The following is a 14829-nucleotide window of genomic DNA, read 5'->3' on the forward strand; positions in this document are numbered from 1 at the left end:
AATTTTAAAATACTGGACAACCGCCCAGTTCATCTGTTCAGATACCAATCAGTATCAAGGATCGCCAGTGGAGGGGTGGACCTTGATGAAAAATGACTTGGGAGGAGTCGATCATGAACAGCGAAACGAACCGGACAAAATACGCAGCCGTTGCACAGGAATTTGACGCAGGCCGCATCTCGCGGCGAGACTTTATGCGTAAAAGCGCAGCACTCGGGGTGGCCGCCGCGGCGCCGCTTGCATTCGGGGCCAGCCATGCCAAAGCGCAAGCGGCCGAACGGTATGATTACGTCATTATCGGTGCCGGCTCTGCGGGTTGTGCCCTTGCGGCGCGCCTGTCGGAAGACCCGGACAAGAACGTGCTCGTGCTTGAGGCAGGGCCTGCGGATGAAAACCCGTTCATCCATATCCCCGCCGCTTTCCCAAATCTATTCCAGAGCCCGCTGGACTGGGCCTACCGCAGCACGCCCCAAAAGCATTCCGCCGATATCCAACTGTATATGCCCCGAGGTAAAGTCTTCGGCGGCTCAAGCTCGATTAACGCGATGATCTACAAGCGTGGCAATCCGGTCTGCTATGATGCTTGGGGGGCCGAAAACCCCGGCTGGAGCCACGCAGATGTCCTGCCTCTGTTCAAACGGTCGGAAAATAATGAACGCGGCGCTGATGATCATCACGGCACAGGTGGCCCGCTGAATGTAGCTGACCTGCGCGACCCCAACCCTGTGACGCTAGCGATGGTCGATGCCGCTGTAGAGGCGGGCTATCCAGCGCAGCCCGATTTCAATGCGGGCACGGATCAAGAAGGGTTCGGCCTGTATCAGGTCACGCAAAAAGACGGGATGCGCAATTCGACCGCCGTCGCCTTCCTGCACCCTGCCCTAACGCGCGACAACCTCGCTATTCAGGCCGAGGCCCATGTGCAGAAGCTCCTCGTCGAAAATGGCCGCTGCGTCGGAGTGCGCTTTAAAGCAGGTGACGAGATGCACGAGGCCATGGCGGATGCAGAGGTCATCCTGTCCGCCGGGGCCATCGGTTCGCCGCAGATCTTGATGCTCTCCGGCATTGGATCACGCAGCGCCCTAGAGGGGCTGGGGATCGAGCTGGTCCATGACCTCCCCGGCGTTGGGCAGAACCTTCAGGAACATCTCATGGCACCGGTTGCCCATGTCTGCACGCAACCTGTAACCCTCGCCCATGCGAATGAGCCGGAGCAGGCGGAATTGCTGGCCAAAGGCATGGGGCTGCTCACCTCGAATATTGGCGAAGCGGGCGGCTATCTGACGGTCATGCCAGACGCCCCGGCCCCTGATCTACAGTTTCATTTTGCGCCGACCTGGTTCATCTCGGACGGTGCAGGCAATCCGACGGACAGCGAAGGCTTCACCATTATGCCGAGCCTAGTCGGTACAAAGTCGGTTGGGGAAATCACGCTCGCGTCAGCCAACCCAGAGGATGCGCCGCTGATCAATCCGAATGCTTTTGCCGAGGCGCAAGATCTGGAAATTCTGGTCGAGGGGGTCAAGATCGCACGCAAGATCATGAGCTCTCCTGCGCTGGATGGTTTCCGTGGCGAAGAGCGCTTTCCGGGGGCGGATGTCCAAACCGATGATGAAATCCGAGCCTATTTGCGCGCCAATATCCAGACGATCTATCACCCTGTGGGCACCTGTAAAATGGGGTCCGATGACATGGCGGTGGTCGGCGCGGATTTGAAAGTCCACGGGATCGACGCGCTGCGCGTCGCGGATGCGTCTATCATGCCGACGATCGTCAATGGCAACACCAATGCTGCCGCCATCATGATTGGCGAAAAGTGTTCTGACCTGATCCGGGCCTAACCGGCACTTACCCCTCGCGACCTCGGGGAACCGAGGTCGCAGCCCCCCCTTTAGTTTTAAAATTACGGAGCCGCTCTATGCTTGGCAAAATGATGGACCAGCAGTTGCTGATCTCTTCCCTTATCGATCACGCAGCCCGATGCCATGGGCGCACCGAAGTCGTCTCGGTTGAAACTTCGGGCGAAGTCGACGTCACGAACTGGCAAGAGGTGGCCAGGAATGCGCGGCGCTTGGGTTCGGTATTGACCAAGCTGGATTTGCCGCAGGAAACTCGGTGCGGCACCATCGCATGGAATAACCGGCGGCACCTCGAGATTTACTTTGGCAGTTCGGGTGCAGGCTTCATCTGCCATACCCTCAATCCGCGTCTGCATCCCGACCAGATGGTCTATATCGCCAATGACGCGCAAGATCGGGTGATGTTCTTTGACCGAACCTTCCTGCCCGCTGTAGCAAACTTGAAGGACCGGTTTGATACGGTCGAGCATTACGTTCTATTGGGCCCGCGGGACGATGAGGCGGCCCAGATGTTTGACGGGCTGCAATTCTATGATGAATTGATCGCTGACGGAGACCCGGATTTTGTCTGGCCCGAACTCGATGAACGCCAGCCTTCTTCGCTATGCTATACTTCGGGAACCACGGGAAACCCGAAAGGCGTGCTTTATTCCCACCGGTCAACCTTGCTTCATGCGCTTGTGGGCAACCAGCCCGACGGGCTTGCGATCTCGGCCTGTGATACGGTGATGCCGGTTGTGCCAATGTTCCATGTCAATGCGTGGGGCGTGCCCTATACCGCTGCGTCGGCCGGCGCAAAACTGGTGCTACCGGGTCCGGGGCTTGATGGGGACAGCCTTGCAAACCTGATCGACACCCAACACGTGACTGCGGCCTTTGGCGTGCCCACAATTTGGATGGGGCTATTGGCGGCGCTGGAAAAATCCGGCTCTAAGCTGCCAAGCCTGACCCGCACCATCGTCGGTGGCGCACCGATGCCGCCGTCGATGTATACGGCGTTCCGTGACAAATATGATGTCGAATTAATACAGGCTTGGGGCATGACAGAGACCAGCCCCCTCGCGACGGTCAACCGTCTGCTGCGTCGTCACGAGGGTCTGTCGACCGAAGCGCAAACCGACGTTCGCGTTGGCCAGGGCCGCTCGGTTTACGGGATAGAAATCCGGCTGGTAGATGAAGCCGGTAATCTGCTGCCCGAAGATGGTACGACGCAGGGCGACCTGCAGGTGCGCGGTCCTTGGGTGGTCCACAGCTACTTTAACAAAGAAGACTCGGCGCTGACCCCTGATGGCTGGTTCGACACTGGCGATGTTGCCACGATTGACGCGGATGGTTTCATGGTGATCCGAGACCGTTCAAAGGACATCATCAAATCCGGGGGCGAATGGATCTCTACGGTCGAACTTGAAAACATCGCAATCGGTCACCCGGCGATTGCAAATGCCGCCGCCATCGCTGCCCATCACCCTAAATGGGACGAGCGTCCGATCCTGATCGCGGTCAAATCCGGTGACGTCTCCGAAGCGGAGCTGTTGAAATTCTACGACGGCAAAGTCGCCAGCTGGCAGGTGCCAGATCGGGTGATCTTTGTCGATGAACTGCCCCTAGGTGCCACAGGCAAAGTGGTGAAACTCAAACTACGCGAGACCTACGCGAACATCCTTCTGGAGGGAGCCGCATGAAACATCAAAGTAACTTCACCCCCGATCTGCAAGCGGCCTATGACGTCGACCTAAAAGCCCTAGACGCGGCCAAGGACCGTTGGGCGCAAACCTCGCTGAGTGAACGCATCGCGGTTCTGCAGGCGGTCAAAGATAATCTGATGCGCGTCGCCGACGAATGGGTCGATGCGGCGGGCAAGGCCAAGGGCATCCCGCAAGGTTCCCCTCTCTTGGGGGAGGAATGGACGTCGGGCCCCTATGCCGTCATGTCCTGCTGCAACGGTCTGATGGATACGCTGTCGCAGATGGAAGGCAAAACCTTTCTGGACGGGCTAAAGAAACGCAGCCTGCCAAGCGGCCAAACCGCCGTGCGCGTTGTGCCACATTCGATCTGGGACCGGCTGCTGATTTCGGGCGTGCATGCGGATGTCTGGATGCAGAAAGGCGTGACCCCCGCCAACCTCAAGAACAACGCCGCTTCGGCCTATGATATCCCTACCAATCAACGGCGTGGCAAAGTCGCGCTGGTTCTGGGCGCCGGCAATATCGCCGCGATCACGCCGCTGGATGCGTTCCAGAAGCTTTTTCTGGAAAATCAGGTTGTCTTGCTGAAAATGAACCCCGTCAACGACTACTTGACCGAGCCGCTGCAGGCCGCCTTGAAGCCGTTGATCGACCGCGACGCGCTACGTATTCACCGCGGCGATGGCCCGGCGGGGGCCTATCTTACGTCGCATCCGTTGGTCGAGGAAATTCACATCACCGGTGCCCGCGCCACCCATGATCTGATCGTCTGGGGCGCAGGCGAGGAAGGCGAGAAGAACAAGGCCGCCAACACGCCGAAAAACACCCGTCACATGACGTCCGAGCTTGGTGCCGTTTGCCCCACCATCGTCGTGCCCGGCCCGTGGACCAAGGCGGACTTGCGCTTTCAGGCGGAAAACATCGCCACCATGAAACTGCATAACGGTGGATTTAACTGTGTCGCGGTGCAGAGCCTTATTTTGCCGAAAGGCTGGGATAAGACAGCCGAGCTGATGGGGAATGTCGCCGATGTGATGGCCAAGCACACTAAACGGGCCGCTTACTACCCCGGTGCCGAAGATCGCCAACAGGCTTTTGTCGATCACGCTGAAAACCCGCAAAAGCTGGATCGTGGGGCGGATGTGGCTCCGCTTTATCTTGCCGACATGGCCGAGGGTGATAGCGATTGGCTGGCCCAGACCGAAGTCTTCACATCTGCGCTTGGTGTCATGCACATCGAGGCAAAAGATGCCGAAACCTATATGATCGAAGCGATTAAATGGGCGAATGACACGCTCTATGGCACATTGGGCGGCAATATCATCATCCACCCTGCCACGATCCGCGCCATGGGCCGTAAACGGTTCGAAGAGATCATCGCCGAATTCCGCTATGGCGCGATTGCGATCAATGCGTGGTCCGGCCTTGCCTTTCTGGTGACTGCCTGTCCCTGGGGCGGCTTTGCCGGCGCAACCTTGCAAAACGTCCAGTCTGGTGTGGGCACGGTCCACAATACCTTCATGTTGGAAAACGTCGAACGCACGGTGATCGAGGCCCCGTTCCGCCCCTTCCCGCGCAATCTGTTGTCCGGTGGGATGAGCTTACTGCCGCGTCCGCCTTGGTTCGTATCAAACAAGCGTCAGCATCATATCGGTCGTTTGCTGACCCAGTTTCAGCACAAACCCAGCTGGTTCAAGCTGCCGCGTATTTTCTTTCACGCCCTCTTGGGCTAAGTCCAACGGGGTCAACAGTGAGCATCCTATGAACGACATGACCCCAGCACCAAAGCTTGCGGACCGTAAGGCAAACAAGGTCCGCAAGCGCGAAAGCCGCAAACGCGAAATCGCCCAAAGTGCGATTAACGCGCTCAAGCTCTATGGCTATGCGCGCACGACCTTGCGTGACATCGCATCGCAGTCTGAAATGTCGCTCGGCAGTCTGCACTACTATTTTGAGGACAAGGACGAACTGCTGATCTACTGTGTGCGGCAGTACAAAGGTGATTTTGTACGGACAATTTCAGCAGCAGTCAGTGGCATTTCCAGCCCACAAAGCATCAAGACGGCCTTTTGTACTGCGCTGGCTCAAACGATCGCCACAGAAGCCGAGCTTCACCGCCTTTGGTATGACATTCGAAATCAGGCGATGTTTGACAAAGCCTTCGTGCCCGTGATTGTCGAGATCGAAGAACAGTTGATCGAAATGATGAACCCGATTGCACCTGATCGCGCATCCAAGGAACTCCTCTATCTCCGCTTTGACGGTGCTTTTCGGTATTTGCTGCAGCTGAACCTTGCGGGCCATCCACGTAGCCTAGAGGAAATGTCCGAGGTCCTTGAAGCCGCGGCAGGATAGGCGGGCGATGGCCATACCCCACAACCGTTTCACTAGGCACTCGCAGGTGCCTGCAGCTCTGCCTTTAGCTTGCGTGCCGCACCTCCGGGTGTTGCGCCCCAGACCGCAATCCAGCGGTAGAATATCGGCGTGAGGAACAGGGTAAACACCGTTGCAAAGCCCAAGCCGCCGACGATCACCCACCCCACAGCGATACGGGCTTCGGCCCCCGCGCCAGAGGTCAGGATTAGCGGAAGACCGCCAAAGACGGTTGAGACCATCGTCATCATCACCGGTCGAATGCGAAGGCGCAGCGCGCTTCGGATGGCGCTGTCGATGTCCTCGCCCGCTTCGCGCAACTGGTTTGCGAACTCGACGATCAAGATACCGTTCTTAGCCATGACCCCGATCAACATCACCAGGCCGATCTGACTGTAGTAGTTCAGCGACCCCCCCGATAGCGAGATTGCCAGCAGCGCGGCAGCAAGGCCAAAGGGTACCGTCATCATAATGACAACCGCACTGGCGAAGCTTTCGAACTGGGCTGCGAGCACAAGAAGCACGACGACTAAAGCCACGCCAAAGACCATGTACATGCCGCTTTGGGAGTCGCCGAGTGTTGCGGCTTCTCCGGTGAAGGTAATGCCCATACCATCGGGCAAGACCTCGTCGGAAATCGCGAGCACCCGGTCCATCGCGGTCGACAGGTCGACGCCCTCACCAAGGTTCGCCTGAAGCGAGACAGCCAGCGCGCCACCCAACCGTTCGATCTGAGCATCGCTCACCACCATGTCGAGCGATGCAACGGTAGAGAGCGGGATATAGGCACCGCTATCTAGGCGGATAGACATGGATGCGATATCGGAAGGATCATCAATCGGTGGCCCGCCGGGGACGACATTGACGTCTATTTCAACATCATCGGAAAAGACGCTGACCGCAACGTCGCCTTGAACCATGGCGCTGACCAGACTGGTGATATCTGCGGTGTTAAGCCCCATGTCCCCCGCGGCGCTATCGTCCACGTTCACTTCCAATTGCGCGTTGACGCTGTTGTTGGACAGTTGCGGGTTCAGAAAGGTCGCATCCTGCGACATCGCCGCGACAAGCGCGTCGGCAGTTTCGGTCATATTTGCAAGGTTGGTCCCAGTCACGGCAAAGCTCAACCCGCCGCCCGCGCCACGAATGTTAAGGCTGTTGGTCGAACGGGCGCTGACCTGCACACCGGGGACCGAGGACAATTTGCCGCTGATCTGCGCAATCAGTTCTTGCTGGGTGAAGTCACGTTCGGCCCAGTCCGGCAGCCGCACGACGATAAACGCGCTGGTGCCGCCACCGACGCCGATAATGCTTTGCACTGTCTCGATCTGTCCGCTTTCTCGATACGGCGCAAGGATATCCTCGACCAGCCGGACCTGTGTGTCGAGATAGTCAATCGTCGTGTCCGATGCCCCACGCGCCTGCACCAGAAAGAAGCCACGATCCTCTTCTGGCGTGACGCTAGACGGCAGCGTCGTCGCGGCCCCCATAGCGATGATCGCAAAGCCGATGGCGACTGCCAGAACCAACAAAGGCGTGCGGATGGCGAAATCCATGACGCGGTCAAAGCTGCGCGCCATGGCGCTCGGTGCGGCTTGCACGGCATTGGCCTGCGTCTTGCCGGGGTCCAGAAGCGCAGACAGGACCGGCGCAAGGGTGAGCGCAGTGATCGACGAGAGCGTGACAGCAAAAGCCAGCACAAAGCCGAATTCGGAAAAGACACCGCCCGCCTGACCGGGCAGGAAAGAAATCGGGATAAAGACCGCCGCGAGCGTCGCCGTGGTCGAAATAACCGCGAAGAAAACCTCGTTGGTCCCCGCCGCCGCGGCAGCAAATGCCCCCATGCCAGACTTTCGCTTGCGCACGATATTCTCGACCACAACGATGGCATCATCCACCACCATCCCCGTCGCCAATACCAGCGCCAGAAGACTGATCGTATTTACGGAAAATCCGGTGATCCAGATTGCAGCAAGCGTCCCGATCAGGGCCACTGGGATCGTGACCGCAGGGATCAACGTCGCCCTGGGAGAGCGCAAAAACAGGAAAATCACCGCAACCACGATACCGGTCGCCATGAGGATGGATTTGACGACCTCGTTGATCGAGCCTTCGATGAAGATGCCGTCGTTCGACGTCACCAACAGCTGCACGTTCTCGGGCAATTGGTCGCGCAATTCCTCGACCGCAATCGTAACGTCCCGCGAGATTTCCAGCGTATTGCCAACCGATTGTCGGGTAATATCAAGGCCGATGGCTGTCTCTCCATTCACGCGCGTAAAGACGCTCGTGTCTTCGGGGATAAACTGAACAAAGGCGACATCAGCCACCTGCGTCGTGTCATTGATCGGCAGTTGGTTAATGCTTTCCACCGTGACAGCTTCATTCCCGACCCGCAGCGAAAGCGTCTGGGACTCGCTTTCAAGTGCGCCCAAGGCAGTGTCATCGCGAAGCTCGGCAAGCGCGGTCGAGACGTCAAAGATGGTCAACCCGCGGCTTAGCAACGACGGAATGTTCACTGTTACGCGGAATTCGTTTGCGCGGTCACCGCGCACGGTGACTTCGGCGATGCCGTCGATCAGTGAAAGACGCTCGTAAACCGCGCCTTCCGCAAGCTTGGTGAGCGTATCGAGGCTGGCATCTCCGAGCAGCGCAAGACGAATGATTGCGTCAGCGTTGCTATCGCTTTTGGTGACGCTTGGATCGTCAATATCGTCGGGCAAAGAGCGCAAAGCACCCGATACGATTTCGCGCGCCTCGTTCGCAGCTACGTTGACATCAGCCCCGTCGGAGAGATCAATGGTGATGCGGCTCGACCCCGTGCTGGACGTGGATTCGATATAAGACATCCCTTCTAGTGCGCTTAAAGCATCTTCAAGGACTTGGGTGACTTCGGTGTCCACAGTGCTTGCCACGGCACCCTCGTACGTGGTCCGGACAGAAAGTACCGGCTGATCTACGTCTGGCATTTCGCGAATGTCGACGCTGGAAAACGCCGCCAGTCCGGCGATGATGATTAGCAGGTTCAACACGATCCCGAAAATCGGCCGCGCAACAAAGACATCGGCAAAACCAGATTTATGCGCTTTCTTCTCCAAGCTCATGCGCCCGGTCCCTTACGTGCACCAGCGGTAGTAACCTGTGCCCCTTCACGTAGCTTTGAGGCGCCTTCGGCCACAATCTGAGCCCCCAAGGGGGCATCGGTTTCGATCCAGACCTGATCGCCCTCGCGGTAGCGGATGGTGGCCGGAACGCGGCGGGTGCTGCCGCCTTCAGCGATCCAGATGCCGGCACCGGTTCGGTCCCATGTAATTGCCGTGGCGGGCACGGCAGGCAGGGGATCGATTACTTCGGTCATACGGATGGCAAAGGTCATCCCCGCCAGCAGCACCCCGTCGGGGTTCTCGATTTCAGCCTGAACCGTGGCGCTGCGCGTTACGCTATCAAGTCGGCTGTCGAAGGCGGTAATCTTCCCTTCGAAAATACGCCCTGCATAGGTTGGCGTCGAGACGAGGACCGGCTTGCCCTCGGCCAGAAGACCAATAGAGCGTTCAGGCACTTCGAAAGTGGCCAGCAGGCTGGTGGTATCATCAATCGTCACGATGGTGTCTCCGGTCGACAGACGATCCCCCACGCTCACGTCGCTGAGCCCCAGCCGGCCAGAGATCGGGGCCATGATTGTACGATCATCTAGCGCGACCTGGGCCAGCCCCACGTTGGCCTCCGCCAATCGCAACGCGACGCGTGCTTCTGACAGGGCCACATCCGTCACGACAGAGCTGCCGGTGGTGCGCAAGCCTTCGTAACGGGTGACAGTGGCCTGCGCCTGATCGCGGGTGGCCTCAGCAATCTCAAGCTCCAGCCGTTCGGTGCGGTCGTCTAGCTGCACAAGGACGTCGCCTGTTTCCACCATCGTGTTTGCGCGCAGCGCTGTTTCGGCAACCTCACCCGCATCGACGGCGATCACTTCGGTACGACGGAGCGAGACGGCACTGCCAACGGTGCGCAAAACAAGCGTATATTCGCGGGCCTCCAGCGGCGTAAGGACCACCGTCGTGGCCCGTCCTTGCCCCCGCGACCCGGATCGCGCGTCTTTGGGCGCATCAGCGGTTACCGTCGCACTCCCGCCCCAAAGCCGAGCGATCTGATCCGGAACACCAAAGGCAAGACTATAGGCACCCGCAATAATGATGAGCGAGAAAATGGCGTAAAGTAATTTCTTCAAAGTCTTCGTGGCTCCTGAAAGGCCCTGCCCGTGCGGATACGGCGGTTCGTATGCGTTGTAATACGTCCAGTGATCCGCATTCCGTCGCTCGGAATTGGATTTTTTTTAGTAGAAGGAATTTTTAGTTAACTGATCCACGCACCTATCGCACATGCGCGAAGAGCTGCCCCAACGCGCACTTGGGCCGGCCCAAGAAAAGCGTTAGTTCCAGCGCGGGCGGGCAAACCGCCTCTATGGGAAAATCAGGAGGCGCTTGCTCCGCTTATTCGCCAATCTCGATCTTGCAATCGATACCCGCAACCAACGCACCCTCAGGATTGTCCAGCTTGAGACGTACACCGAACGTATCGCTCGCTGCGTCGAACACGCGGTCGATGGCGATAACCTCGGCTTCGTACAGTCCCCCTATCGGGGCTGCGGGTTTGACCTTGGCCATCTGCCCCATCTGGACGGTGGTGAACATGTCCGTTGGCAGGAAAACCTCGATATGTAGCGGATCAATGCGGGCGATCTGGATGATCGGCGCTTGGGCAAAGACATACTCCCCGGGGCCGATCATGCGCGTGATGACGATACCATCGACCGGTGCATGGATGTTGCGACGTGCAAGCTGAGCTGCGACACGCGTTTCATCAAGGGCCGCGAGCCGCTTTTCAAATTCTGCCTGCCTCAGTTCAAGGATGGCCTGATCGTATTGGCTGACGGCAGAGTCGACGACCGCCTGGGGGACCAGTTTCTTCGCCCCCAGCTCCTTGGCGCGTTCTGCCTCTGTCGCCAACAGAACAATGCGGCCTTGGGCGATTTCGATTGGCGATGTATCGGTGGCGCGTGCGCGGGCGTAATCGAGCGCTACCTGCTCTGCGCCAGATTCCAGCTTGGCGACCAACTGGCCTTGGGTCACCAGATCACCGCGCTGCACAGAGATACTTTGGATGATCCCCGCCTCGGCGCTGCCAATTTCAACCACAAGCGACGGGTCCATCAGGCAATCATATTCGCGGGCGAAACCCGCGTTCGCGATCAGCGCAAAGACAAATGCCGAGGTGAGGGTACAGGATTTCATGGTCTTCTCCATCATTCGCCGCGTCCACTGAACGCGAGCAATTCATCTAGGCTATCATCGGCCTTAAGCAGGCTTTTTCGGATACCGCTGTTGCGTTTTTCGCTGGCCCATTGTGCAAGGTTGACGGACGGCCGCGCCAGAAAACCGGGCACCCAGCCCCTGCCCCACGCGGTCATTGCGATAAGAGGACGCAGCTTGCGACCGTAAAAGACGCGCATCAGGTCGTCTTCTAGCGACACAAATGTGACATGGCTGCCGGGGTCGCCCTGACGGGCGGCACGGCCGTAAAGTTGCCGATCGATCCTTGCTGCATCGTGGCGCCCCGTTGCGATCACATGCAACCCACCTGCGGCGCGCGCGGCATCGTCCAGCGCAATATCAGTACCGCGCCCAGCCATGTTTGTTGCAACGGTGATCCGGCCGGACTGGCCTGCTTCGGCAATAATTTCGGATTCTGCTTCGTTCTGACGGGCATTCAAGACGCGATGCTGCAATCCATTCGCCGTCAAAAGCGCGCTTAGATGTTCCGAGGCATCGACCGACTGCGTTCCGATCAGAATGGGCCTGCCCTTTTTATGACGCCGCACCACCTCGCGCAGGACCGCCTGCCATTTGTGATCAGTGGTGGCATAACAGAATTCGCCCTTATCCCAACGCTTTGACCGTTTATTCGTGGGCACGCGACGGGTGCGCAAACGGTAAACGGCGCTCAGCTCGCCCGCGACTTCCTGCGCGGTGCCGGTCATGCCGGACAGCCTGATGTAGCGCCGAAAGAATTTCTGGTAGCTGATGCGAATAAGTGTTTCCTGCCGCATCGAGATATCGACGCCCTCTTTGACCTCGATCATCTGGTGCAGTCCGCGCTCCCACGATCGGTCCGCCATAATGCGGCCTGTGTATTCATCAACGATCTGGATGCTGTTATCTTGCACCAGATAGTGCTTGTCGCGCTTGTAAAGCCACAGAGCAGACAGGGCCTGACGCCCCAGTTCCTCGCGGTGGGTTGCCGTCGCCCATACCCCGCCGAGCTGCTGCGTGGACCGCCGTAGCTGCGCCTTGCCAAGGTCCGTAAATTCAATTCGGAAATCACGCTCGAACAGGGTGAAATCCCGGGGGGTTTGCATACTACGAGCCGTGTTGATCGCCTGAGTATAGATCGTCTCCATCTCTGATGTATCGCCTTTCTGCGCAATGATCAGAGGCGTGCGGGCCTCGTCTACCAGCACAGAATCCGCTTCGTCGACGATGGCAAAACACAGGCCACGCATCATCACTTGTTCGCGGTGTGACCGCTGATGCAGCAACCCCTCAAGCGCCATATGCAGCGGGCGTGTCTCGGCCTCTAGGATCAGGCGATCTTTTAGGTAGTCGAAAGTCAGCTGTTTATTGGTGCAATAGGTGATGTCACAGGCATAGGCGGCACGACGGTCGTCCACCTCCATATCCTCAAGAATGACACCGACGCGTAGGCCAAGGAATTCAAACAAGGGGCCCATCCACCCCGCGTCACGGCTGGCCAGAAAATCATTTACCGTCACCAGATGCACGGGCACGCCGGACATCGCCATGACCGCCGCCGTCAGTGTCGCCGTCAGCGTCTTGCCCTCGCCAGTGGCCATTTCAGCGATCTGGCCTTGCAGCATGACCAACCCGCCGACCAGCTGAACATCGAAATGCCGCATTCCCAGAACGCGGCCTGATGCCTCGCGCACCAGTGCAAAAGCTTCGGCTGTGTTCGCGCGTTGCAGCCCGTTCAGCTGTAGATCTTGCGTCAGGGCGATGCGTTTTGCGGTCAGTTCCTCGTTGCTCAGGGTCTGCAATTTGCGACCTGCCCGCTTGACCCGCATCAGGAACAGGCGTTTCGACACGGGCCGGCGCGCGAACATTTGCTGCAGGCGACCGTAGGCCGCTGCCATGATCCTGTCAGGCGTGCTCAGCCGTTCATCGCTGCGTTCGGGATAGAACCCGCCCAGCAACCCCGGCCGAAGGATCATCCGGTCAGACATTATAGAGCCTCAGGAACAACTGTCGCAAAGACCGATAGGCCTGAAACCCCAACGGTGAAGTGCCATGATCAAAACGAACCCTGACGCGGCGGCCCAACAGAATATCCGCTGAGGGCTGCACCATCAAAATCTCGAATTCAAAAAAGCGCCCCAAGGTTTGCACGCCATTGGGATCGCTTGGATCAACCGGCACGTTGCCCCCACCCGCTGTCCCCAATGCAGGGGTCGGCAGCTGCTGCGTGGCACCGGGGACTTCGCGCAGGATGATCGCCTTGATCGGTTCGGCACCCCATTCCACCGGCATAACGCTGACCGACTGGGTGTCATTGCGTACCAGATCAATCTGGTTCTGGCTCACGACCGTGCGCACGGTCTGGGTGTCCCGCTGCGCCACGACATAGCCGATTACATTGCCCTTGGCGACAAAGCTACCCTCAAGGTCCGAGGCATTGGGCAGAACCGCCGTACCGACCCGCGGCGCGCGTATATCAAGCGCCTCTAACTCCTCTACCAACCGCGCGCGGTCATTCTGCACAACGTCGATTTCTTCGGCGATCAGGGCGGATTGCACCCTGTCCGTGCGGATCAACGCGCTGCGCTGAATTTCGAGCCCCGCCAACTGGGTGTCGATCAGTTCCAGCCGCGCGCGCATGAACGGATCGTCAAGCTGCATCATCAGATCACCGCTGCGCACTTTCTGGTCCGTCGTGGTCGCAACCTTGGTGACAAAACCGTTTGTCCCTGCACGTACCTGGGCCTGCTGACTGGGCCAGATTACGCCATCGACGATGCTGTAAGATGGGAAAGGCACCAGAAACAACGCCCCTAGGATCAAGGCAATCGCAGCAAAGGTGGTAATCAGCGCGCGGGGTCGGTTGGTGCGAAGCTTTGGACTTCCTGACAAAAACTTAATCCCTTTTCCGATGGGCAGCAAAAGCTGCGTCGTGGCCGCCCAGATGGCCAGCAAAACCCCGATGATGAAAAAGCGGCCGGCAATATAGGCGATGATCGCGAACATGATGAACATGCGGTAGATGAAGGCGGCGATGCCATAGAAGACAAACCAGACCCGCTCTGACCAAAGCGAGGTCACCTTATCGGCCTCGCGCATGCCGTAGATATATCGTTGTATCAGATAATTAAGATAGTTTGTGGATCGCCCGCTCAGATTCGGGATCTCGATCCAGTCGGCCAGCACGTAATACCCGTCAAAGCGCAGCAATGGGTTGCCGTTAAACAGCAACGTCGACACCCCACCAATCAGCATGACATTGAAGGCCACCGCCGTGACCGCACCGGATTCAGCATTCAGCCAGACAAACAATGCGACCGAGGCAAGCAGAAGCTCGATCATGATGCCGATACCGCCGACCAGCATTCGTTTGTGCTTGTCGCGCAAGGCAGAAGCCGCCGAGGCGTCGACGTAAGGCACCGGGATCAGCACAAGAAACATGATCCCGATCTCGTGGACTTCTCCGCCGAATTTCTTGACGGCATAGCCGTGGCCCAATTCATGGAACGCTTTGACAACGGGATAGACCAGCCACAAAACGGCGAGATTGCCAGGGTTCAAAACCCGGTCGGTGATGTTTGTGGTCAAGGCACCGATATTCATTGC

Annotated in this window: 9 protein-coding genes; 4 read left to right on the forward strand and 5 right to left on the reverse strand. The window is 58.4% G+C overall.

The window, feature by feature from the left end:
* The first annotated feature begins 113 nt into the window (after positions 1 to 113).
* From GLP52_RS17440 to GLP52_RS17455, 4 genes are all read left to right on the forward strand, one after another.
* Positions 114 to 1841, forward strand: coding sequence for a GMC family oxidoreductase (locus tag GLP52_RS17440; protein ID WP_237273849.1), 1728 nt, complete (start codon positions 114 to 116; stop codon positions 1839 to 1841).
* Between the two features lie 77 nt (positions 1842 to 1918).
* Positions 1919 to 3541: a long-chain fatty acid--CoA ligase gene (locus tag GLP52_RS17445; RefSeq protein WP_237273850.1), complete on the forward strand. Its 1623-nt coding sequence runs from the start codon at positions 1919 to 1921 to the stop codon at positions 3539 to 3541.
* Positions 3538 to 5277, forward strand: a complete 1740-nt coding sequence (locus GLP52_RS17450; RefSeq protein ID WP_237273851.1) for an aldehyde dehydrogenase family protein — start codon at positions 3538 to 3540, stop codon at positions 5275 to 5277. Before GLP52_RS17445 ends, GLP52_RS17450 begins: the two co-directional genes overlap by 4 nt.
* Before the next feature lie 28 nt (positions 5278 to 5305).
* Positions 5306 to 5899: a TetR/AcrR family transcriptional regulator gene (locus tag GLP52_RS17455; protein WP_237273852.1), complete on the forward strand. Its 594-nt coding sequence runs from the start codon at positions 5306 to 5308 to the stop codon at positions 5897 to 5899.
* A gap of 32 nt (positions 5900 to 5931) precedes the next feature.
* Here the strand turns inward: GLP52_RS17455 and GLP52_RS17460 are convergent, their stop codons facing one another.
* From GLP52_RS17460 to GLP52_RS17480, 5 genes are all read right to left on the reverse strand, one after another.
* Complete coding sequence (locus tag GLP52_RS17460) at positions 5932 to 9021, reverse strand: efflux RND transporter permease subunit (protein WP_237273853.1); 3090 nt, start codon at positions 9019 to 9021, stop codon at positions 5932 to 5934.
* Entirely contained in the window at positions 9018 to 10142 is a 1125-nt protein-coding gene (locus GLP52_RS17465; protein ID WP_237273854.1) for an efflux RND transporter periplasmic adaptor subunit, read from the reverse strand. Before GLP52_RS17465 ends, GLP52_RS17460 begins: the two co-directional genes overlap by 4 nt.
* A 262-nt stretch (positions 10143 to 10404) precedes the next feature.
* The gene (locus GLP52_RS17470; RefSeq protein WP_237273855.1) at positions 10405 to 11220 is read right to left on the reverse strand and encodes an efflux RND transporter periplasmic adaptor subunit; all 816 of its coding nucleotides are present in this window, start codon (positions 11218 to 11220) and stop codon (positions 10405 to 10407) included.
* Positions 11217 to 13211, reverse strand: a complete 1995-nt coding sequence (locus tag GLP52_RS17475; protein ID WP_237273856.1) for a preprotein translocase subunit SecA — start codon at positions 13209 to 13211, stop codon at positions 11217 to 11219. Before GLP52_RS17475 ends, GLP52_RS17470 begins: the two co-directional genes overlap by 4 nt.
* Positions 13204 to 14829 (reverse strand): peptidase M50 (locus GLP52_RS17480; protein ID WP_237273857.1); only part of this gene is annotated, 1626 nt, incomplete at its 5' end. The genes GLP52_RS17475 and GLP52_RS17480, both read right to left, overlap by 8 nt.

It is taken from the genome of Sulfitobacter sp. M22, assembly GCF_021736025.1.
Taxonomy (GTDB): Bacteria; Pseudomonadota; Alphaproteobacteria; order Rhodobacterales; family Rhodobacteraceae; genus Sulfitobacter; species Sulfitobacter litoralis.